The 22,021-nt window shown below is 42.3% G+C and carries 18 protein-coding genes; 10 read left to right on the top strand and 8 right to left on the bottom strand.

Annotated elements, in window-relative coordinates:
* The first annotated feature begins 1 nt into the window (after position 1).
* The 10 genes from OC25_RS15605 (at position 2) to OC25_RS15560 (ending at position 7,795) form a co-directional block, all read left to right on the top strand.
* Positions 2–928, top strand: a complete 927-nt coding sequence (locus tag OC25_RS15605; RefSeq protein ID WP_039477819.1) for a ketopantoate reductase family protein — start codon at positions 2–4, stop codon at positions 926–928.
* A gap of 275 nt (positions 929–1,203) precedes the next feature.
* The gene (locus OC25_RS15600; RefSeq protein ID WP_039477817.1) at positions 1,204–1,755 is read left to right on the top strand and encodes an RNA polymerase sigma factor; all 552 of its coding nucleotides are present in this window, start codon (positions 1,204–1,206) and stop codon (positions 1,753–1,755) included.
* A gap of 11 nt (positions 1,756–1,766) precedes the next feature.
* The gene (locus tag OC25_RS15595; protein WP_039477815.1) at positions 1,767–2,111 is read left to right on the top strand and encodes a hypothetical protein; all 345 of its coding nucleotides are present in this window, start codon (positions 1,767–1,769) and stop codon (positions 2,109–2,111) included.
* A 680-nt stretch (positions 2,112–2,791) separates the two neighbouring features.
* Positions 2,792–3,058: a hypothetical protein gene (locus OC25_RS15590; RefSeq protein ID WP_039477814.1), complete on the top strand. Its 267-nt coding sequence runs from the start codon at positions 2,792–2,794 to the stop codon at positions 3,056–3,058.
* 7 nt (positions 3,059–3,065) lie between these two features.
* Entirely contained in the window at positions 3,066–3,305 is a 240-nt protein-coding gene (locus OC25_RS15585; protein ID WP_039477812.1) for a hypothetical protein, read from the top strand.
* A gap of 6 nt (positions 3,306–3,311) precedes the next feature.
* The gene (locus tag OC25_RS15580; protein WP_039477810.1) at positions 3,312–3,692 is read left to right on the top strand and encodes a glycosyltransferase; all 381 of its coding nucleotides are present in this window, start codon (positions 3,312–3,314) and stop codon (positions 3,690–3,692) included.
* Positions 3,693–3,749: 57 nt separating this feature from the next.
* A complete protein-coding gene (locus OC25_RS15575; RefSeq protein WP_039477808.1) occupies positions 3,750–4,196 on the top strand; it encodes an Hsp20/alpha crystallin family protein in 447 nt (148 codons plus the stop codon).
* 391 nt (positions 4,197–4,587) lie between these two features.
* Positions 4,588–5,817: a DEAD/DEAH box helicase gene (locus tag OC25_RS15570; RefSeq protein WP_039477805.1), complete on the top strand. Its 1,230-nt coding sequence runs from the start codon at positions 4,588–4,590 to the stop codon at positions 5,815–5,817.
* A 511-nt stretch (positions 5,818–6,328) separates the two neighbouring features.
* Positions 6,329–6,802 carry a Dps family protein gene (locus OC25_RS15565; protein ID WP_039477802.1) on the top strand — a complete coding sequence of 158 codons (474 nt, stop codon included), beginning with the start codon at positions 6,329–6,331 and terminating at the stop codon, positions 6,800–6,802.
* A gap of 81 nt (positions 6,803–6,883) precedes the next feature.
* Positions 6,884–7,795 (top strand): AEC family transporter, encoded by a 912-nt coding sequence (locus tag OC25_RS15560; protein WP_039477798.1) that lies wholly within the window; start codon positions 6,884–6,886, stop codon positions 7,793–7,795.
* Between the two features lie 199 nt (positions 7,796–7,994).
* On the opposite strand, the gene OC25_RS15555 is transcribed toward OC25_RS15560, so the two are convergent.
* From OC25_RS15555 to OC25_RS15520, 8 genes are all read right to left on the bottom strand, one after another.
* Positions 7,995–9,188 (bottom strand): C1 family peptidase, encoded by a 1,194-nt coding sequence (locus OC25_RS15555; protein ID WP_039477795.1) that lies wholly within the window; start codon positions 9,186–9,188, stop codon positions 7,995–7,997.
* Between the two features lie 112 nt (positions 9,189–9,300).
* The gene (locus tag OC25_RS15550; RefSeq protein WP_039477793.1) at positions 9,301–10,728 is read right to left on the bottom strand and encodes an L-serine ammonia-lyase; all 1,428 of its coding nucleotides are present in this window, start codon (positions 10,726–10,728) and stop codon (positions 9,301–9,303) included.
* Between the two features lie 321 nt (positions 10,729–11,049).
* Positions 11,050–11,709, bottom strand: a complete 660-nt coding sequence (locus OC25_RS15545) for an MgtC/SapB family protein (RefSeq protein ID WP_052266241.1) — start codon at positions 11,707–11,709, stop codon at positions 11,050–11,052.
* 24 nt (positions 11,710–11,733) lie between these two features.
* A complete protein-coding gene (locus OC25_RS15540) occupies positions 11,734–12,756 on the bottom strand; it encodes a PorP/SprF family type IX secretion system membrane protein (protein ID WP_039477791.1) in 1,023 nt (340 codons plus the stop codon).
* A complete protein-coding gene (locus OC25_RS15535; RefSeq protein ID WP_052266240.1) occupies positions 12,757–18,714 on the bottom strand; it encodes a PKD domain-containing protein in 5,958 nt (1,985 codons plus the stop codon).
* 301 nt (positions 18,715–19,015) lie between these two features.
* Complete coding sequence (gene groL / locus OC25_RS15530) at positions 19,016–20,650, bottom strand: chaperonin GroEL (RefSeq protein WP_039477789.1); 1,635 nt, start codon at positions 20,648–20,650, stop codon at positions 19,016–19,018.
* Positions 20,651–20,752: 102 nt separating this feature from the next.
* Positions 20,753–21,043, bottom strand: a complete 291-nt coding sequence (locus OC25_RS15525) for a co-chaperone GroES (protein ID WP_010599229.1) — start codon at positions 21,041–21,043, stop codon at positions 20,753–20,755.
* A gap of 209 nt (positions 21,044–21,252) precedes the next feature.
* Complete coding sequence (locus tag OC25_RS15520; protein ID WP_039477784.1) at positions 21,253–22,017, bottom strand: TIGR03915 family putative DNA repair protein; 765 nt, start codon at positions 22,015–22,017, stop codon at positions 21,253–21,255.
* Positions 22,018–22,021 lie beyond the last annotated feature (4 nt).

Genomic DNA, 22,021 nt, shown 5'->3' with positions numbered 1-22,021 from the left:
CATGGCAAAAAAGGTAAAAATCGTAATCGTAGGTATTGGCGGTGTGGGAGGCTACTTCGGTGGCTTATTGGCTAAAAAATATGCTGGAAAGGGAGCCGTCGAAATTGTTTTTGTGGCCCGCGGCGAACATTTACAGGCAATTAAGGCAAATGGCTTAAAGGTGCTAAAAGGTGATGAATCGTTTACTGCAAAGCCCGATCTGGCAACTAGTCATTTTAACGAAATCGGGTTCGCCGATTATATTATCATTTGTACCAAGAGTTATGGTTTAGCTCAAACGCTCGATAGTTTAAAGCCTTGTATTGCCCCGCAAACGGTGCTTTTGCCATTGTTGAATGGCGTAGACGCCCATGAGATCATTAGTCGTCACTTTCCGGAAAATATAGTGCTAAAGGGCTGTGCTTTTATTATTTCGCGGCTGAAAAGCGCCGGAGTAATTGAAAACTCGGGTAACGTGCAGAAAATATCTTTTGGTTTGGATGGGGCATTAGGCCCGGCAGTACTATTGTTGAACGATATCTGCCAGAATGCAGGAATTGAAGTGAAATGCAGCGATAAAATCTCAACTGCGGTTTGGGAGAAATTTATTTTTATATCGCCAACCGCTACTGCAACTTCTTTTTACAATAAAACCATTGGCGAAGTACTCTTGCATCACAGTCCTGAAGTTAAACAGTTAATCGAAGAAATAAAAAGCCTTGCGCAGGCAAAAGGAATTGCGCTGAGTGATGATATTTCGGAAAAGACCTTTAATACCATGAAATCGATGAAATATGAAGCCACTTCGTCGATGCATAGGGACTATCTCGATCAGAAACCCGAAACTGAAGTAGAATCGTTAACAGGTTACATTGTGCGCGAGGCAGCTAAACATGGCTTGGAAACGCCAGCTTATACGCATTTTTATGCGGGGTTGATTGTGAAATGATTTGGCTTGAGGATTAAAAATCCTCAGCTCATAAGGTCAGGAAAAGATTTCCTGACCAACAATATGGTTTGGAGACCCCGGTTTATACGCATTTTTATGCAGGGTTGATTGGGAAATGATTTTATCTGGAGAATTAAAAATCCTCAGGTTATAAGGTTAGGGAAAGATTTCCTGACCAACATCGTGTCATTGAAATTAGCCTTGCTGAAAAAAAGTGAAAAAAAATTAAAGTAATATTGGGTTTCATCCGTTTACTGGTTTACAAAAGATAAATAGTGCCAAAAAACGAACCTCAAAATATCATTTCCACTGTTGCCAGTTATGGTAAACGCCTCTTCAGTTTCATCCGTGGGCGGGTGAATACCGATGAGGATGCCGAAGATATTCTGCAGGACGTTTGGTTTCAGTTGAGTAACCAGCCCGAGGCGGGTGCCATTGAGCAAATTAGTGGTTGGCTCTACCGTGTTGCGCGGAATAAAATAACAGACAAATACCGCAAACAGAAAGAAGAACGGCTCGAAGATTTTACTTTTGAAGGAGAAGATGGCGAAATTAATTTCAGGGAGATCCTGCTGGCCGAATCCTACTCGCCGGAAGAAGAAGGGTTGAAAAAATTGTTTTGGGACCAGCTTTTTTTAGCATTAGAAGAACTGCCGGAAAACCAACGATACGTATTTGTGCAGAATGAACTAGAAGAACGCACCTTTCAGGAGCTGGCCGATGAAACCGGCGAAAACATCAAAACTTTAATATCGCGAAAAGGTTACGCCGTAAAACATTTACGCAACCGCTTACAAAATTTATATCAGGAATTTATCAATTATTAAATTTGCAGGAGATGAGAAATAGAAAGTTTAGTAAAGGCAAGAAATTCATTTTCTTTTTACCCGTGGTAGCACTAATTGCCACCGCCCTAGGGTTTGTAGTAATGTACTTGTGGAACTGGATTTTACCTGAAGTAGCCCATGCCGGGCGACTTAATTTCTGGCAGGCAATTGGTCTGCTCGTGCTGTGCCGGATCTTGTTCGGTAACTTTAATAAAGGTGGTGGCGGCGGTGGCTTTCGCGAAAAGGCACATAGCATGCGTGCAAAATGGCATAGCATGAACGAGGAAGAAAGAGCAAAGTTTAAGGAAGAATATAAACGACGTTGTGGTGGCTGGGGTCGCCACGATCAACGATAAAGAATTTTTGGAGCCAGCTTAGCTGGCTTTTTTGTTTTAGAGGTCGAGGTTCCAATTAACAGGTGTCATCCTGAGCCTGTCGAAGGACATTAGCCGCTGCATAGTTGAGTATCTAAAAGTAGCAGGTAATAGCTCACTTCTCTTTTTGAAAAATCAATTTGGGTGACAGCCCTTCTGGGATCGTCATTTCGAGCGGAGTGCAACTTATACAGATTTTACATCGGTAACGTAGTCGAGAAATCTATTTGCAGATTCCTCTCAGGTTTCTGTCCGTAGAGTTAAGCGTAGCATCTCTACGGATGGTGAATAAGATTGAGTTTATAACTCAATAATTACGAACGAGTCATAGACTCTTATCCATTCTTTAATCTGTAGAGCCCTTCGGAACTCTACAGACAGTTTGCGTAATAACGTTAATGGTATAGCTTTCCGATGAACAGGGACAGATATTCAAAAGACTGTATGGTTAATAAAAGGGCCTAAAATACAGCCACAGATCTACAGATTAAATCTGAGCATCTGTGGCTTTTTATTTCAACACGTTTCTAGCCTGATTGCTTATCTCAAAGTCAGATGGTAACATCTGACTTCACTTCAACCTATTCATAAAAATATTTCAAAAAAGTTAAAGTAAAATCTTTTCTCCCCCGTCTACCTAATCAAACAAGGAAATAATAGCCATGAAAAAAATATTAAAAGCCATAGGATTCGGAATAGTACTCGGTGCAGCCGTATTCTTCGTTCCATTCATATTCAAATTTATTTTAATCGCGATGTTAATCGGGATGGTGTTCAGGATGTTTGCCTATAAACGACACAGGCATTTTGCCCAAAGGTTTAACGGGTACTATCCTAACCATTTTGAGCAAATTACCCCAATTGATGGTCAATGGTACCGTCCAAACGTTCAGGGTAATGGTATCGCAAACAGTATAAACGTAAATTAATTTAGCCATGAGAGCATTTAGAATATTTTTAGCCTTAGCGGCAGCCGGAGCAACTTTTTACAGTTTAAATGTATTGGCCGTTCAAAACGGATACCGCGACCGGTTAGACTTTAAAAACAGGCATTACCGTGAGCAAGATTGCAGGCCAGGACAGAAAAGCCATGCCTTTAATCACCATAACAACAATACAACAGGCACTTTTGAGCTTAGATCAGCAGCGCCGGAAAGCATCATCCCTGTAAAATAAACTGATATGTCGCGCGTACTTTTTTTATCCAATCCATACGATAGTTCTGCAAGTCCGATTTTGGGCCTGGCAAACGAACTGATTAACAAAGGGCAGGAAGTTACATTTTTCAGCTCGGATGAGTTTCAGGGACCTGTTGAGGGCATAGGTGCTGATTTTAAACCTTATAAGGGAGATCTGGATATTTTTCATGAAAAGAAAAGCGACGAATCTAAATCGGGTTTGATTAGTGCATTGCTCGAGCCAATGAAATTTATCGATGATATTGTGGTACAGATCAGGGGGCTGAAATTCGATTACGCCGTATTTTCTCCTGCCTATCCATACGCCAATATCATTACCCAACTACTGGGAATTCCCAAAGCACAGTTTGGTGTTGCCAGTTAAAATGCCGGCTATAACGGCCGGCGAATTAATAATTACAAACCATTAAATTTTAAAAACATGTACAACGAACATAGCTGCCATACAGGCAAAATGCATCATGGTTGCGGTCACAGCCGCGGCAGATTTGGCCATCACTTTGGAGGCCGTTTTAAACAGGGTTACGAAATGTTTAACCGCGGTTTCAGGCGCGTACCGGTAAATATCGAAGAAACCGAAAATAGTTTCATTATTCACCTTTATGCACCCGCTTTGGTTAAAGAAAACCTGAAAGTGGTAACCAAAGATGATGTTTTAACCATTTCATACAAGCCAGCAGAAGAAGGGGCAGCCGAAAAATTTAGTCGCCGCGAATATAGCAATGGTGCTTTCGAAAGAGCCTTTGCTTTAAACGGAAAGGTACTTAACGATCAGATTGCTGCGGCTTATACCGACGGAATTTTAAAAGTAACCTTACCTAAAAATCCCGAAACCAATACACCAGAGAAAGATATCCTGGTGGACTAAGTTTTGTCTATTATAATTTCGCGAAATGCTCCGGTTACAATCGGGGCATTTTTTGTTTAAATGTTTTTGCGGCCGTACAACTTTTAGGAGTGTTACTTTGAAAGCTTCCTGCCGTGGGTGGGAAGCTTTCAAAGTAACTATGATTTGTCGCTGCGTATGGTGGGAAGGTTTCAAAGTATGTTTGATCGGGCGCTGCGCACTGCAGGAAGCTTTCAAAGTGGTTTTGATCTCTTGTTACTGTGAGCAGCAGGTTTTCAAAGATATAAGGACAGGAAAGGCGTTTCAGCGTCGGGCCATTGCGGCTAAAACAGCCAATCTCTGCAGATGTTGAAATGCGTTTGCTATTCGCCTTAATTTGAGGTACTTTTGCTAAAAGACAAAAACAGACAGATTGAATTTTAACGACTTTAATTTTAACCCCGATTTATTTGAAGGCTTAATGGCCATGGGGTATAAAAGCGCTACTCCGATACAAGAACAAGCCATTCCGGTAATTTTAGATAATCACGATCTGATTGCCTGCGCCCAAACGGGTACCGGAAAAACGGCCAGTTATCTTTTGCCTGTAATGGATAAAATTAGCCGGGCCACTGAAAGACATAACAATACTTTGATTTTGGCGCCAACCCGTGAGCTTGCCCAGCAAATCGATTTGCAGGTAGAAGCGTTGGCTTATTTTACCAATATCAGCTCACTAGCTGTTTATGGCGGGGGCGATGGTATTGCTTACGAACAACAAAAGCGTTCGATGCGTGAAGGGGTAGATATTATTATTGCCACACCCGGGCGTTTAATGGCACATTTATCATCTGGCGTATTGAAACTGGAGCATTTGCAGCATTTAATTCTGGATGAAGCCGACAGGATGCTGGATATGGGTTTTTACGACGATATTATCCGCATCATCAGTTATTTGCCTAAAAAACGACAAACGCTTTTGTTTTCGGCCACCATGGCGCCGAAAATCAGAAATATGGCTGGCAAAATCTTGCACGAGCCTAAACAGATTACCATTTCTATTGCTAAACCTGCCGAAGGGATTGATCAGCAGGCCTACAACATTCACGATCAGCAAAAACAAGCTTTACTAACAGAGATTTTTAAAGAAGGTAAATACAAAAGCAGTATCATTTTTGCTTCAACCAAAGAGAAAGTAAAGGCATTGTATAAAACTTTTAAAGGCTTAGGCATTAAGGCCGAAGCTTTCCATTCGGATTTAGGTCAGAAAGAGCGTGAAGATATTTTACTGGCATTTAAAAATAAGCGGTTGGGCATTATCATCGGAACCGACGTATTATCGCGGGGTATCGATGTAGAAGGAATTGACCTGGTGATTAACTACGATGTGCCTGGTGATCCTGCAGATTATGTACACCGGATTGGTCGTACGGCAAGGGCAGCTACCAAAGGAACGGCCATTACCCTGGTTAACGGCCGCGATAAGCGCAAGTTTGATAACATTGAGAAGCTGATTGAAAAGCAGGTGCCCCGGATGCCTTTGCCTGAGCATATTGCTACCATGGAAATTACTCATGTAGAGGAAAAAAGGCCTCAGCATAAAAACAACGGAAAGAAACGCGTTTGGCACAAAAAGAAACCAAAATCTAAGCCAGCTAGTTAATTGCAGTACTTGTTGTCATCCTGAGAAGGTAATTATTATATAAAAATCAGTAAGAGTGACAGCTTCTCAGAGATCGTCATTTCGAGCGGAGGGCACCGTAGTCGAGAAATCTGTTTCATTAGATTTCTCCGTTCCGCCACCGGTGAAAAACCGATTGGCTCCAGTCGAAATGACGATTCTTCTACGCAGTGCGTCAATGGTAGCCTCCCGATGAATCGGGACAGGTCGTTGAAAGACTTTCCGAATTATATAAGAGAACAGCTCTATAAATTTTAGCCACAGATTCATAGATTTTTATTTAATCTGGAAATCTGTGGTTTTCTAAGTTGACCGTCATTGCGAGAGGGCTTTTTCAGCCGTCGAAGCAATCTTACAAGGGTAACCAGGAGCGCATGATTGATGATTGCTTCATGTCTCTCAACGATGTTCATTTATTTAACAATATGGTGATATTCTGTTGCTGTTTTGACAACTATAAAGAGTAAATTAGCTTTATAAAAACAGAATCATAATGGACGCAAAAATTGGAATAACCGCAGAACATAGACAAGCAGTTTCAGAACAATTGGCTAAACTATTAGCCGACGAATACGTTTTGTACACCAAAACCCGTAATGCCCACTGGAACGTGGAAGGTATCGACTTTTTGGCCAAGCACAAGTTTTTTGAAGAGCAGTATAACCAGCTTGATGAATTTATTGACAGTGTTGCCGAACGCATCCGTAAAATAGGTCATTACGCACCTGCAACCCTTAAAAACTTTTTGGCTTTAACGCACTTAACCGAATACAGCGAGCGCCACAATGATAGCCTGGGTTACATTAAAGATTTATTGGCCGATCATGAAACGGTTATCGAATTTATCAGAGGTAATATCAATCCGATTGCAAACGATTATGGTGATGCCGGAACCAGCGATTTTATTACCGGACTGATGGAAACCCACGAAGAAATGGCCTGGTTTTTAAGAGCGCATATCAAATAAGCGATCAAAATAATTTTTTAAACGCCAATAGGATAAATTCTTATTGGCGTTTTTGTTTTATGGCTATCTTTACGGCACTCCATGGCAAATTTTATTATTATCGGCCTGTGTATACTGGCTGGCATCCTTTTTAGAAAAAGCAAAACCCTGCCCAAAGATGCGCACAAAGGCATTAATGCCTGGATTATTTACATTGCTTTACCTGCGGCTTCATTTAAATATTTACCACACATCGTGTGGACGAAAGAATTGCTTTTTCCGGCACTGGCACCTGCCTGCGTGTGGTTATTTGGCTGGTTGTTTGTAACCGCGTGTAGCCGCAGCCAGAAATTAAGCAAAGCAACAAGCGGCGGGCTAAAGCTAACGAGTGCTTTAAGTAATACCTCATTTCTGGGATTCCCCTTAATTGCGGCCTATTTTAGCGAGAAAGATCAGGCTATAGCCATTATCTGCGATCAGGCTACTTTTATGCTTTTATCTACTATTGGTATTGTGGTGGCCATCCGTTCTTCGCAAAACCAAAAACTGAGTGCAGGGCTGGTAATTAAAAAGGTACTTACCTTTCCGCCACTTATTGGCTGTGTTTTAGCTTTATCTATACCGCATTTTATTAATATTAGCCCCCTCGAATCGCTTTTCGAAAAGCTTGCTGGAACTGTTGGTCCGCTGGCTTTGTTTTCGATTGGTTTACAGCTCAGGTTTGGTGGCTGGTTTGGCGAATTGAAGCACATCAGCTTTGCTTTACTCTACAAATTAATACTGGCACCAACAGTAGTCTTGGCTATGGCGGTGCTATTAGGTTTGAACGGCATCATTACCCGGATCACCATTTTTGAAATGGCCATGCCCACTTTGGTAACGGCTGGTGTGGTTGCAGATCAGTACAATTTAAACCCTAAGTTGTCTAATTTAGTGGTAGGGGTAGGGATTGTGCTTGCCTTTATTACAACGGGTTTGTGGTGGCTGGTGCTTAATTATTCAGGTTTGGTTTAGGTTTAACCGCAAATAATTTTGCCACGGAATCACGGATTTTCACGGAATATTTTAAGCTTACCGTAGTTTTAAGTTAGCGCTCAGTGTTCTCTGTGGATACCTCAATGTTCTCTGTGGTAAAAATGGTCGATACATATCATCGTTAATCACAAAAAAAGCCGCAAAATTTCTTCTGCGGCTCCCAGTCACTTGAAATTTTTTACAAACCTAATTTCTTGGCAATAGCAGATGGGATACCTGCTTTGTTCAATAAAAATGCTGTGGTTTTATATTTTACGTAGTTTTTGGTTACGTATAAATAACCTTTATAATCGTTGGTTACACCCCATGAGTTTTTAACGATATAGTATTCTTTACCGTTCTGGTCTTTAGCTAAACCAACAATGTGCATACCATGGTCATCAGTAGTCTGGTAGTGATCAAAAGCTGCCTGACGGTTTTCCTGTGTAATTTCCATCTCTGCCTGCGGACCATTAAACATATCCGCTTTTTCTTTCATCGTCATGTCGTTAAAAGGCGTCTGCGGAACGAACGCTACGCCGTTTTTATAGCTGAATGATTTCTCGCTTACATCGGTAGCCCAGGCTACAGTATAACCGTTTTTCAAGGCATTGTCAATGATATCGGTAATCTCATTTACTTTAACGTTATAAACCTGATCAAACGACCAGTTATCAGGAACCAATAAAGTAAACTTGCTGTAGAAAGGATGATCGTTGAAGGAAGATAATTCCACGTAGTTATCTGGATTGATACCTACCACTTCGTTTGCGAAAGTTTTAGGCGTATATTTTTTACCGTTGTAAGTAAAGTTTTCAGGGACAGCGCCTAAATACGCATCGATAACGCCGGTATAAGCTTTTAACCAGTTAGGTGTTAACTCACCATTTGAGTTTTTAACCACAGCCTCTAAAACACCTTTTTCGATGTCGCCAAGCTCAGCAGTTTTATTGGTTTTTGTACCATAGTTTAAGCCAGTATACACTTCTTGTGGTACTGCGCCATATTTCCTGTACATATTAATTACATCGTGCAAGGCACCGCCATCGCCTAAAGAAACTGCGCCATGCATGCGTACATAGTTGATTCCTTTTTCTACATAAGCATTACGTGCTGTGAAAATCTGCGATAACTGAACAGGTTGTTTACCTGCTTTGATCATTTCCGATTCAAGGAAAGAGTTGGTAGAATAACTCCAGCAGGTACCCGATGAACCCTGGTTTTGAACAGGTGTATTGGCTAAATTAATAACATCAGTAAATTTAAAAGATGCTTTACTGTTTTCGCTTTGGTTGTTTTTTAAAGAATTAACAAGATTGTCCTGACCGTATGTTACCAAAGTAGATAACGACAAAGCCAGACCAATCACACTGATTTTGGTGTAGTTGATCATTTTTTATGAATAATTATTAAAATTGAGCGAATGTAGAAATACTTGCTGATTTAGGATCAGAATGTTTGTAATAAATCGATAACATCCGTCATATAAATGCAACAATGTTGATTTAGCACTCTGGTAAACTGATTGGGATGTTGGTTGCAAGGCCTCCGTCAGAGGTTTCTTTATACTTCGCATTCATATCCAGGGCAGTTTCCCACATGGTATTTACCACCGCATCTAAACTTACTTTCGCCTTATCGGGGTTACTTTGTAAAGCCAGCTGGCTTGCCGTAATCGCTTTTATAGCACCCATGGTATTTCTTTCAATGCAAGGAATTTGCACTAAGCCTCCAATAGGATCGCAGGTTAAGCCCAGGTGATGTTCCATGGCAATTTCGGCGGCCATTAATACCTGTCTTTGTGAGCCACCCAGGCACTCGGTTAGTGCCGCGGCTGCCATCGCAGATGAAACGCCAATTTCGGCCTGACAACCGCCCATAGCGGCCGAGATAGTGGCTCCTTTTTTGAAAATACTGCCTATTTCTGAAGCGCAGGCTATAAACTGGATGATTTTGTCTTCGGTATAACCATTGCAAAAGGTGATGAAATATTGAAGTACAGCCGGTATTACCCCTGCAGCACCATTGGTAGGGGCAGTAACTACGCGGCCAAACGAAGCGTTTTCTTCATTAACAGCCAGTGCAAAACAACTTACCCAGTCTAAAATGTAATTAAATCCGTTTCCGCCGTTTCTGATAGCCTCTACCCAGGTATCATAGTTGCTGTATTCGTTCTGGCCAATTAGCCTTTTGTTAAGCGGGAAAGCGCGGCGGGCAACTTCTAACCCCCCTGGCAGAAAGCCGGTGGTGTGGCAGCCACGGTAAATACAATCGCGCATTACGGCGAAATGCTGTAAAATGCCTTTTTTCGTTTCCGCTTCAGGTCGCCAGGCCAGTTCATTTTCCATTACAATTTCGCTCACTTTTAAACCTGTAGACAGGCACCAATGCAAAAGCTCTTTGGCTTTCTCAACCGGAAAGGGTAGATCTACCTGTGGTTTTTTGCTATTGTCTTCGCCTTCTTTTACCACAAAACCACCACCAATAGAGTAATAGGTTTCTGAAAAAGCTTTTCCGTTGTTTAAAAAAGCCTGGAAAGTAACTGCGTTGGGGTGGAAAGGTAAGCTTTCTGAAAACAGGAATAGCAAATCTGCAGTATAATCGAAATCGATAACCAGTTGATTGGCGAGGTTCAGTTTTTTATTCTTTTGGATGGCTTCGAAAGTAGGCGTTACTGCATCTACGTCAAAAGTTACCGGATCTGCACCTGTCAATCCCAATAAGATGGCTACATCAGTTCCGTGCCCTTTGCCGGTTTTGGCAAGTGAACCATAAAGCAATATTTTTATGCCTTCTACGGTATCAATCGGGTGGTTTTGCGTCAGCGAAGCCGTAAACTGTTGTGCTGCCCGCCATGGACCTAAAGTATGCGAACTGGAAGGGCCGATGCCTATTTTAAAAATATCGAAAACTGAAATCTGTTCCTTAATCATTACGAAAGTTGTTATGCAAAGCTATGATTGTTTTGTGATTTTTAGCTAAATAATTTTTAGTGATTAATGAGCTAGAATGCCGTAATTTTTGTTCCCCTTGACCTCTTAAAAAGCTATCTTGCGGATACATCTTTTGCAATTCCCTTTGTACAATCCGTCATTGCCAGCTTGACTGGCAATCTTAATGCAGTAAAATGTCCTGTGAGCTATTTTTGAGGCTAACCAAACCCCAATCACTTTGTCCTTGAGGAAATTTCGCTCCCCTTTGAAGGGGGCAGGGGGATGAGTTTTTGATTCTGTTTCACGTGGAAAGCGAATCCGTTAAAAATCAAACTCTATAATATCATCATCTTTTAGCATGCGCTCTACAAACTTCTGGTGGTTTTGTGGCGTGCCGGTAGCCGTCCAGTTGCCGGTAATGATGTTGTTTACCAGCTGATGTTTGCCGCGTTGTGGTTTTAGTTTACTTGCTTTGAAAACTTCCTCGTAGCTTTCTAAATCACCGTGGGTATGCTGTTTTTTAACAATGCGGTATACGCGTTTGGTAAAGCGGCGGTCGCCAATTTCTTCTAAAAAAGGAAAAATAATTAAGGCCAGCATAACCACAACAGTTACCCCGATAGCCTGTTCGTAATACCCTGAACCAACTGCCATGCCTATAGCAGCTACAATCCAGATGATACAGGCGGTAGTTAATCCCTTAACACGGTTTTCTTCCTTAAAAATTACACCTGCGCCTAAAAAACCAATGCCTGTTACAATGTTCGAGGCAATACGATCCTGGCTTGTTGCACCAATATTGATGGAAAGGATGGTAAACAGGGTGGCACCTAAACCAATCATCATCATGGTTTTTAAACCCGCCGATTTACTTCTATACTCGCGTTCGGCACCAATAATACCACATAACAGCGTAGCGAGTAGAAATTTATTCACTTCGCTTTGGGTAATGAAATGGTGGTTTTCCAGGATCTCGTTCATAGGCCTTAAATTAACTAAGGCAAATTAATAAAAATCGTAACATCTCAGGCCATTTGCACGGCCGCCGTTCGAACTATTTGGAAAGTATTTTTCGTAACCTACCCCAATTTCGGAAGTACCGCCGGTATTGGTGTAGTTAATTTTGGAGGTGGTTGCATCGTGGCTAATGCCCAGTCTGAATTTTTCACCGTTGGTTCTGCGGTTAAAAATATCGAAGATCACCGAAAAAACAATCGCATCGTTTCCGTTCCTGTTGCCATCGTTACGGTACCAGATACCGGCGTTAATGCCTGCATATTTGTATTGCATACCTGCACTGAAGGAAGTAACGTTGGTTTGCTTGTAGGCTACGATAGAAGGGATAAGGTAACTGCCGTCGCGGTCGTACTGATCTGGAATCAAGGTTAATTTGTAGCTTAAATTGCCTGAAATACGGAGTGGTAATTTACTTTGAAAACCCGAAAGCGATTCGTCGGGGCGATTGAGGTGGTGTGTAGCCAGGCCCATCATAAATTTGCCAACTACCAGGTTTGCACCTGCATTGGCATCTAAATAAAAACGGCTGTCAACCGCGGGGCGCTCAGCACCCGAAATACTACCGGGAATGTAGCCTGTATTGATATCGATCTGATCGCCAAATACCAGTTTATCCCAGTTTAATTTCTGGTTCGTTACGCCGGCTTGCAAACCGAATGAGAGCGTGAAATCATCGCCGCCAATAATGTAGGCATAACTTACAGCAATGTTATTTTTAACCAGATAAGCGGTGCCTTCGCTGCTGCGGTTAAAAACCAGACCAATGCCACTATTCAGCCTGCGGAGGTTAATATCTCCTGAAGCCGTCATGTAAGAAAAATCACTGGCTAAACCGGTCCACTGGTTGCGGTAGAGCGCATTAAAACGGATATCGCCTTCAAACTGACCGGTAAGTGCAGGGTTTAAATAAATAGGTGCATTGTAAAACTGTGAGTATATATGGTCTTGCGCCAAAGCAATTAGCGGTAGCACCAGTGTAAGTAAAAATATAATTGTCCTTCTCCCCATCATCTATCTGATTAAATATATTACACCCGTTTTTTTGGGAGGAGATGAATCATAAGTCATCCCTTTCCAATCGCTGCCATTAATAAACCTCACATCCACTTTCCAGTAATAAACACCCTGGGGCTGATCCTGACCTTTGTAGGTACCATCCCAACCCTCTAAAGGTGCACCATCGTCTAACTTGGTGGTTTCCCATAAAAGCTGGCCCCATTTATTAAAGACAGACATATTCCATTCTTTTATACCCCGGCCTTTTGCCTTGAAAATCTTGATTTCGTTTTTGGCACTTGCCGGCATAAAGGAGTTGGGGATATTTAAATATCCGGGTACCCCGATAATCCGCACTGATTGAAAAGTGGTTGCTGAACAGCCTTCCTTATTTAAGACTTTGAGGGTTACGGTATAGGAGCCTTCATTGGCATAAGTATGGTTGGGATTTTGCAAGGTTGATTTAGCGCCATCGCCGAACGACCATTCCCAGCTTACCGATCCGGTGCTGGTATCTTTAAAGCCAAAGCTGTAATTCGGAATGGAAAGCTCATTGCCCGGACTTACCGTGAAAGTGGCTACGGGTGGAGCAACAATCTGGATAAAGTCGGGTAAAGCTAACGTATTGGTACAGCCAAGGCTGTTTGTGGTGGTTAGCGTAACGGTATAGTTTACTCCCGAACCAGTGTAAGTGTGCTGTGGCTCAAAATCGGTCGAAGTTGGAGAACCATCGCCAAAATCCCATACATAACCTACTGCAGCTACACTTGTATTTTTAAACTTTACCACAAGATTGGTACAGCCAATGGTTTTATCGGCCATGAAACCAACGGTTGGCTGCGGCAGGATGGTAACAGTTTCGCTTGTTGAGTTTTTTGAGCAATCGTTTTCTGCATCCAGCTTAATGGTATACCGGCCTGGTTTGGTGAAAAGATGCGGGAAAACACCCGTGGTGATAGAAAAGGCGCTGCTGATTTCGCCGGTATCTTCGTTGGTAAAAGTATAGGTAAAGCTGCTGGCTCCGCTTGTGTTATTGATAAAGTTGACCGTAAAAGGCGCGCAACCTCTTTTTTCGTTTCCGTTTACCACCAGCTCAGGGATAATATTGTTTGGCGAAACCCTGATCACCACCGGTATGGCGTTTGCAATACCGCAAGCATTCCTGGCGGTCATGTTTACGGTAAAATCTTTTACTACTAATGTTTTAAAGATGTGACTTACAGTTTGTCTGTCGGTGTAAGTTTCAGGGCTACTGCCATCACCGAAATCGTAGGTGTAAGTTGTGCCGGTACTTTCTGGCCCGGTATTGCTAAAGTTAACCAATAGATCAGCGCAGCCTGTAGTTTTATCGGGGGAGAACAAGGCAACAGGCTTGGCATGTACAATAACTGTCGCAGCCGTTACAACCGGCGGCCCGCAGGGTGAGGTTGTTGTTAGTGTAATGTTATAGGTTTTGTCTTTTCCACTTGGATCGGCCAGGAAAGTTATGGCTGCAGGCTGGGCAAGGGTAGAAGATTGGCCATTGCCAAAATCCCATTTATAAGTTGCACCATTAAGCGGCGTGGTGGTATTGGTAAAAGTAACGCCAAGCGGTCCGCAACCTTCGGTGGTACTTTGTGTAAAAGATGGCGTAACAATTGGTAAAGTTGTAAATACCTCCGTCTTTTCGTCAGTGTTACAGCCCAGGCTGCTGGTTACCACAAGTTTTATGTTTACGCTTTCGTTGCCATTGGTAATGGTATAACCGGGAAAGGCAGGGCCGGTTCCAATTTGTACATTGTTGGCAAACCAGGTATATACGGCATTGCGATCGGGGTATAATGTAGCCGCAACATTGGTTGCATCGAGTTTAAAAGGAGCACAGCCCGTGTTGGTGGTGTAGGTTATTTCTGCTTTGGCATGTGGGTTTACCGTTATTTTAATCTCGTTACTTAAATTACCCGAGCAGGCTCCGCTTGCTACCGCGCGCCGGTAATAAATGGTAACGGTTGGAGTTGGCGGGTTAAAGTTCATGCTTGTAGCACCTAATACATCGCTCCAGGCCGTTCCGTTAATACTGGATTGCCATTGGTAGCTATAGGTGCCGCTGCCACCTGTTGGTGTAGAACCCGTAAGCGGTGCTGCTGTTGCGCCGACACAAATCTGCTGATCAGCACTAATGGTATTGTTGGTTAAACCCGGTAAAACAGTAATCTGTACCGAATTACTGATTGAGGTACAAATCGTGCTGTTTACCAAACGCCTGAAATAAGTAAATACGTTAGCCGTTGTGGTTAAATCTTTACCGATGGCCGAAGGGATATTCACCCAGGTACTGCCGTCGGCACTGCTTTGCCATTGGTAAGCATAGGTGCCTGTTCCACCTGTAGGTGTATCGCCCGTAATGGTAATGTTTTGGCCTGCGCAAACGGGGGCAGCCGATGCATTAATGGTATTGATAACCGGCGGATAATAGGTAATGGTTACATCATCAGTGGAAGGAGGACAGCCGCCAAAGCCGGTAATGGTCCACCTGAAGGTATAGGTTTGACCGGATACAAGGCCGGTAACAGCCGTATTGAATAGAGTAGCGTCGGCAAATACGACTCCGGTTTGGCCGGAGGTTAAGGTCCAGCTACCTGTGTTTGGAGCAGGATTATTCCCGTTTAAAGTAATGCCATTGCCGCTGCACAGGCTTTGGTCAGCACCTGCATTAGCTGCAACCGTACCCGGGTTTACGGTAATGGTGGTTACCGTAGAAAGGGCTTCTGCACAGCTTCCGCTTTGTACTACCGCGCGGAATTGAGTAGTAATGGTAAGGTTAGTAAAAACATAAGGGTTGGCTGTTGAAGCAACTGTCGACCAGTTTGTGCCGTTATCAACCGAACGTTCCCAACGGATGATGTTACCCACCTGTCCGCTTAGTATTATATTGCCTCCATTGGCGCCTGAGCAAACACTGGCATCACTACCAGTAGTGCCGCCTACACTGAGCGGGTTAACGGTAAGCTGTACATCATCACTTGAGGTCGAACAGCCAGAATCGCTGATGGTCCAGCGCAATACATAGGTGTTTCCAGCGACTAAACCCGAAATTAACGTGTTGTTTTGGGTATCATCAGCAAAGGTTATGGTGGTAGGCGCTGATACGATTGTCCACTTACCAGTTCCTACAACGGGGCTATTGCCTTTTAAGGTATAAGTAATTTGGTTACAGATGGCTTCATCTGGTCCCGCGTTGGCAGGTGTTGCACCTGGTAATACAGTTATGGTTACGGTAGCAGGAGTGCCGGGGCAACCATTGGCAGAGACCGGTGTAACAGTATAGGTTACAGTTCCGGGGCTGGTACCCGAATTGGTTAAAATATCGTTAATCTGGTTACTGGCAGAGGCAACCGGTCTGTTGCTGTTGCCTGTTATGGCACCCGTTACGGTACTGGTATAAGTGTAATTTACGCCACTCAGGTTTGCCGAAAGCGTTATGCCTGCAGCAGTAGCATTACAAATGCTGGTGTTTTGTGGCGTTGCGGTAGCTATTGGGTTGGGCGTTACGGTTACCACCAGATTAAAAGGTGTACCATCGCAGCCATCTTTATGCGGTACAATTACATAAGTAACTACGGCGTCGGTGCTGGCATCGGTATTGGTGATGATGTCATTAATATCACCGGTTCCATTGGCGCTATAACCTGTTGCATTTGTGGTTCCCGTTGCCGTCCAGGTGTAGGTAACACCAGTTACAGCCGAGGTAGGGGTGTAAGCCACGCTTTTTCCGGTACAGATGGTTTTTGTTGCCGCACTGGTAACGTTGATATTTTGCTTAATAGTTAAAATAATATCATCGTCTATCTGGTTGCAGGGCGCTGGCAAAGTGGTTGTGGCGCGCAATTTTAAGGTTACCGTTCCCGCTGCTTTTTCGGCTGCTGATGGGGTGTAAACTGCGTTCAGGTCATTTCTATTAGTGTTAAAAGTACCAGTACCACCCACCCATGTTTGGCTTGATGTGGTACCTGTTACTGCTCCAGCCAGTGTAAAGCTGGGATCGTTAAAACAGATGCTTTGATCAGGCCCTGCATTAACCACAGGTGCGGTACTGAATGTCAGGATTTGAGTATCTGTCGCAGTTCCGCAGTTATTTTTGTGGGTTACTGTTACGGTATAAGTATCGTAGCTATCAAACTTAATAGATGGATATTTAGAATTGGCCGTAGTACCACCTGTAAAGCTGTAAGTTCCCGATCCGGCAGCACTAACCGTCCACGTGTAGGTATCAGCTAAATCTTTAGATGTGCCCGAAATGGTGGTTTTGGTTGGGCCCGTAGTGGTATTGTTAAAATCGTAAGTAGATAAATTACAAACCGTAATATCGGGCGAGAGCGTAGCTACAGGTGTTGCGTTTACCACTATGGTTTGTGCAGGTGTAGTTACCACGCCACATGATGGAGTTGAAATGCTTAAGACGATCGTATAAATACCCGGATTGGTAAAATTAAATTCAGGTTCCTTACTGCTTGCACTGGTGCCATTGGCATAAGTTACCGCCGGTGTTACCGACCACGAATAGGTATTGGCTGCATTACAAATGTTATCCAATACGGAGTTATCGGTTGGTTTTAATGTTCCAGGTGCGCAAATGGTTGTTGCGGGTAAGGTAAAATCTGGTTTTGGAGGATCCTGGATACAGATTTTCATTTCTACAGGATCGGCATCACATTCACCTGTTAAATTTTTAGATTCCAGCCGGATGATGTGCTCGCCATGGGTTGTAAATTTGTATACAAAATTGAATGATTTCGGCTTGTCAAACTCCTTCAGTACGCCATCTACATACCAGTTATAAGTAACGTTGTTAGGAGTACAGGCAGCGGTGTTGGTATTTGGATTTTCCCCTAAAATTGAAGTGTTAACGAAAGTAACATCTTTATTTGTACAGCTCGGTGTATTGAAAACAAAATCATTTATTGGTTTAACTACTACTTTGGCTGAAGAGGAAACCGGGGTTCCCATAGTAGTACAGAAGGCATTTTTTACATTAATAGAAACATCAAATGCATTGTATATTGTTCCGGCGCTCGAGGTAGATACACTTCCGCAAGAAGATCTGGTGTAGGCGTGTGTTACTTTCCCGCCATTGGCAATAATTTCGCAAATGGTATAAGTCGATGTTGTTAAATCGCCCCAGTTAATGGTGTAAATATCGCCAGGAAAATTGTTTTGGATACCTGCAGTTGAGGTCACATCTACGTTAAAGGTTAATGCTCCGTTGGGCAAACAAACCACTGTGTTCCCGGTATTAGCAAAGGCAGTTATCGCTCTATTATTGATGAGTAAATAAGCCTTTGTACCAATCGTACCGTCAGGCATTACCGCTTTAGTGTAAATTGTGTAATGTACCTGTTGAGCGGTAAAGTTTTGTGGGTTAATAGCAAAGTTAACCGTTGTCGGAGTGCCGCCATTTACTTCATCAACCACTGTTGCGGTAACAGTACTGTTTGCTGTAGATGCGTTATTGAGGAAAAAAGGATTGTTGGCTTTACTGATACAGGTACCAAAAGTTTCGGTATTAGCAGCGTTCAGATAGGTTGAGGTTAATTTCGCTTCAACAGCAGGACCGGCTTTAACTTCAAATGTGGTAGATGGTGTACTTGCTGATGCCGGACTTGTTGATTTTACCCTCACCATATAACCTGTGCCCGGTGTAAGCCCGGCTGGTAAAACGCCATTGATGTAAGTACTGTAAAAACCGGTGTAAGTACCGATCAGGGTTTCAGCAGCAAAGCTGCCGTTTTGGTCAGAAAGATAAAGCTGAAACTGGTTTCCTTGTGTGGCGCAGCCCGAAGTTATGGTGAATGGCACAGCAATGGTACTACCCGGAGTAAAGGGGCCGGCATCAACTGCACCAATATTAATCTGCGAAAAACATACTGACGTGTAAAACAATGCCCCAAAAAACAGGACAAAACAATGCCATTTCCTTTTACAGCGAATCTTCATAAATCTCTAACACTGAGGAATGATTTTATTACGCGTTGTAAGTTCTGCTTTGGGAAACTTACTTTATCTGGCTTCACTAACTTAGCAGAATGCCGGAATGGGATTCGCAAATAAATATTCGTTGTAAAGAACGTAATTTTTGCATTACAACCGCAAAATTTTACACCAACATTAACTAAATGAGCAGGTTATAGAGACTCTCAAAACTGGTTTCAGGCAGGTAAAGGGCATAAAAAACCCCCAAGGCTTAATCTCCTTGAGGGCATATTTTTACACGAAATCGTTTCGTTATGGATTGATATTACATCATACCACCCATACCGCCGCCACCCATTGGAGGCATTGGAGCGCCACCTTCTTCAGGCTCGTCTGCTAAAACAACTTCTGTAGTTAATAACATTGCTGCAATCGATGCTGCATTTTCTAAAGCTACACGGCTTACTTTAGTTGGGTCGATAACACCTGCACCAATTAAGTTTTCGTAAGCACCTGTGCGTGCATTGTAACCGAAATCGGCAGTACCCTCTTTAACTTTTTGTACTACGATAGAACCTTCAATACCTGCGTTTTCGCAAATCTGACGTAATGGCTCTTCAATAGCACGACGGATGATCTGAATACCTGTGTTTTCATCTTCGTTAACACCTTTTAAATCAGCGATAGAAGCTACAGCGCGGATGAAAGCTACACCACCACCAGCAACAATACCTTCTTCTACAGCCGCACGGGTTGCATGTAAAGCATCATCAACACGGTCTTTTTTCTCTTTCATTTCAACCTCACTTGCTGCACCAACGTAAAGTACTGCAACACCGCCAGCTAATTTAGCCAAACGCTCTTGTAATTTTTCTTTATCGTAGTCAGAAGTAGTAGTTTCGATTTGTGCTTTAATCTGGTTAACACGTGCTTTAATATCGTCAGTGTTACCTGCACCGTTAATTACAGTTGTATTGTCTTTATCAACAACAACTTTCTCTGCAGAACCTAAGTAAGTTAAATCAGCATTTTCTAATTTATAACCTCTTTCTTCAGAAATAACAGTACCACCGGTTAAGATTGCGATGTCTTCTAACATTGCTTTTCTTCTGTCGCCAAAACCTGGAGCTTTAACCGCTACAACTTTCAGTGAACCACGGATTTTATTTACTACTAAAGTAGCTAAAGCTTCGCCATCTAAATCTTCAGAAATGATTACCAATGGTTTGCCAGTTTGAACAGTTTTTTCTAAAACCGGCAACAATTCTTTCATGTTGCTGATTTTTTTATCGTAGATTAAAATGTAAGGGCTGTCTAATTCAGCTTCCATTTTATCTGCATTGGTAACGAAGTATGGAGATAAATAACCTCTGTCAAACTGCATACCTTCTACTGTTTTTACTTCAGTTTCAGTACCTTTTGCTTCTTCAACAGTAATTACCCCATCTTTACCAACTTTGCTCATCGCCTCAGCAATTAACGCACCGATTACCTCGTCGTTATTGGCTGAAATAGAAGCAACTTGTTTAATTTTGTTATTGTCTTCGCCAACAGTTTGCGATTGAGTTTTTAAGTTCTCTACAACAGCAGCAACCGCTTTATCAATACCACGTTTTAAATCCATTGGGTTTGCACCAGCAGCAACGTTTTTAATACCGGTAGTAATAATGGCCTGTGCTAAAACGGTAGCAGTAGTAGTACCATCACCAGCAATGTCAGCTGTTTTAGAAGCTACTTCTTTCACCATTTGAGCACCCATGTTCTCAACTGCATCTTTTAATTCGATTTCTTTAGCAACAGTAACACCATCTTTGGTGATGGCTGGTGAGCCGAATTTTTTATCGATAATTACGTTACGCCCTTTTGGACCTAAAGTTACTTTTACTGCGTTAGCCAGGATATCAACACCTCTTTTCAGGGCGTCGCGTGCTTCTACGTTATATTTTACTTGTTTAGACATTTTTAAGAATATTTTTAAATTTTAATGTTGGAAGGTTGAAATATCTCAATCATCCGGTTTATATAAATATTACAACATTTGAGCGTTGCAACATTTCAATTTTTATCCTACAACAGCGTAGATATCAGTTTCGCGCATAATCAGGTAATCTTTACCTTCATAAGGGAACTCAGTGCCACCGTATTTACCATAAATTACAACATCGCCAACTTTTACGCTAGCTTTTTTACCTTCAGCATCTTCTTCAGAAACAGAAACTACAGTTCCTTTAGATGGTTTTTCTTTAGCGGTATCAGGGATATACAAACCTGACGCAGTTTTTTCTTCTGCTGCAGCCGGTTCAACGATTACTCTGTTCGAACTGCCAGCAATTGGTTTAAGGTTTAACGCCATAACTTTTATTATTTTTTTATTTTGATTTTGTTTTTTTAACTAGGCATACAATTAACACTTTTTATGCCAATAGGTTTTGAGGGACAAATTTTCACCAAACTGTCAATCTTTTCATGCTAATGGCTTGTGGGCGTGTCAGCATGGCAGTAAGTTTTGGTTTTTGAACACCATAAATAAAGTTTTAAAAGACTGTTGATCAGTTTGGGCGATTATACATCAATTTTTTCGGTTAAATACTTCCAATATCTTTTGGGCACATGTTGAACATGCAATTTGGTGTTTTTCCTGGCTACAATGTTAGCACTTTTAAAATAATCTTTCCAAAGTGTGGCATAAAGTGCTTCATTTTCATCCATAAGACCGGGAGCAGGTTTTTGTTTGTTAATGCCCTCGGCAAAACCTATTGTGATTTCTGATACGGTTTCTAAATTGTAATGCAAACCATATTTTCGCTTTAAATCATAAATTACCCATTGCTGATCGGCGTAACGGTTTTTAAAATGATTAGATATTAAGGGCAAAACATTAAAATCCGGGTCAATACTGGCATAAAATAAGCCATCACCCGTTTTTTGGAAACGGATAAAAGCTTCCATGCGGTGTTTTTCGCGTTCTACACTTTTGGCATATTTAGCAAGTGCCATTATATGCTCATTACCATAATTACCTTCTGCACCAATTTCATGTTTGAAAATGTAAATCGAAAAGTGAAAGAGGTGGTTGCTGGCTTCAGGAATTTCGGATAAATAACTGCAATAAAATTTCCGTAGACTCGCTTTTGTTAACTTCTTTTGAAGCCCTGTCCAAACGCGATCTGCTTTTGCCGAATCAGTTATAACCGTAAAACTTTCGGCAAAAGCTTCGGGCTGAAACATTTCGATTGATTTAAGCACAGCCTTACCAGGCTTGCGCTCAAACCATTCAAAAACTGCCGTTAAAAGGCCCGGTAAAGAGCCATCGAAAATGTAAATCATTGGA

Source organism: Pedobacter kyungheensis (genome assembly GCF_000812965.1).
GTDB lineage: Bacteria > Bacteroidota > Bacteroidia > Sphingobacteriales > Sphingobacteriaceae > Pedobacter > Pedobacter kyungheensis.
The sequence above is the reverse complement of the archived record's forward strand: the minus strand, read 5'-3'. Positions and strand labels throughout refer to the sequence as shown.

Excerpts from the sequence above, each read along its gene's own strand:
- OC25_RS15605 (WP_039477819.1), top strand. The coding sequence starts at position 2 with ATGGCAAAAAAGGTAAAAATCGTAATCGTAGGTATTGGCGGTGTGGGA.
- OC25_RS15595 (WP_039477815.1), top strand. The coding sequence starts at position 1,767 with ATGAGAAATAGAAAGTTTAGTAAAGGCAAGAAATTCATTTTCTTTTTA.
- OC25_RS15590 (WP_039477814.1), top strand. The coding sequence starts at position 2,792 with ATGAAAAAAATATTAAAAGCCATAGGATTCGGAATAGTACTCGGTGCA.
- OC25_RS15585 (WP_039477812.1), top strand. The coding sequence starts at position 3,066 with ATGAGAGCATTTAGAATATTTTTAGCCTTAGCGGCAGCCGGAGCAACT.
- OC25_RS15580 (WP_039477810.1), top strand. The coding sequence starts at position 3,312 with ATGTCGCGCGTACTTTTTTTATCCAATCCATACGATAGTTCTGCAAGT.
- OC25_RS15575 (WP_039477808.1), top strand. The coding sequence starts at position 3,750 with ATGTACAACGAACATAGCTGCCATACAGGCAAAATGCATCATGGTTGC.
- OC25_RS15565 (WP_039477802.1), top strand. The coding sequence starts at position 6,329 with ATGGACGCAAAAATTGGAATAACCGCAGAACATAGACAAGCAGTTTCA.
- OC25_RS15560 (WP_039477798.1), top strand. The coding sequence starts at position 6,884 with ATGGCAAATTTTATTATTATCGGCCTGTGTATACTGGCTGGCATCCTT.
- OC25_RS15555 (WP_039477795.1), bottom strand. The coding sequence starts at position 9,188 with ATGATCAACTACACCAAAATCAGTGTGATTGGTCTGGCTTTGTCGTTA.
- OC25_RS15550 (WP_039477793.1), bottom strand. The coding sequence starts at position 10,728 with ATGATTAAGGAACAGATTTCAGTTTTCGATATTTTTAAAATAGGCATC.
- OC25_RS15545 (WP_052266241.1), bottom strand. The coding sequence starts at position 11,709 with ATGAACGAGATCCTGGAAAACCACCATTTCATTACCCAAAGCGAAGTG.
- OC25_RS15540 (WP_039477791.1), bottom strand. The coding sequence starts at position 12,756 with ATGATGGGGAGAAGGACAATTATATTTTTACTTACACTGGTGCTACCG.
- OC25_RS15535 (WP_052266240.1), bottom strand. The coding sequence starts at position 18,714 with ATGAAGATTCGCTGTAAAAGGAAATGGCATTGTTTTGTCCTGTTTTTT.
- groL (WP_039477789.1), bottom strand. The coding sequence starts at position 20,650 with ATGTCTAAACAAGTAAAATATAACGTAGAAGCACGCGACGCCCTGAAA.
- OC25_RS15525 (WP_010599229.1), bottom strand. The coding sequence starts at position 21,043 with ATGGCGTTAAACCTTAAACCAATTGCTGGCAGTTCGAACAGAGTAATC.
- OC25_RS15520 (WP_039477784.1), bottom strand. The coding sequence starts at position 22,017 with ATGATTTACATTTTCGATGGCTCTTTACCGGGCCTTTTAACGGCAGTT.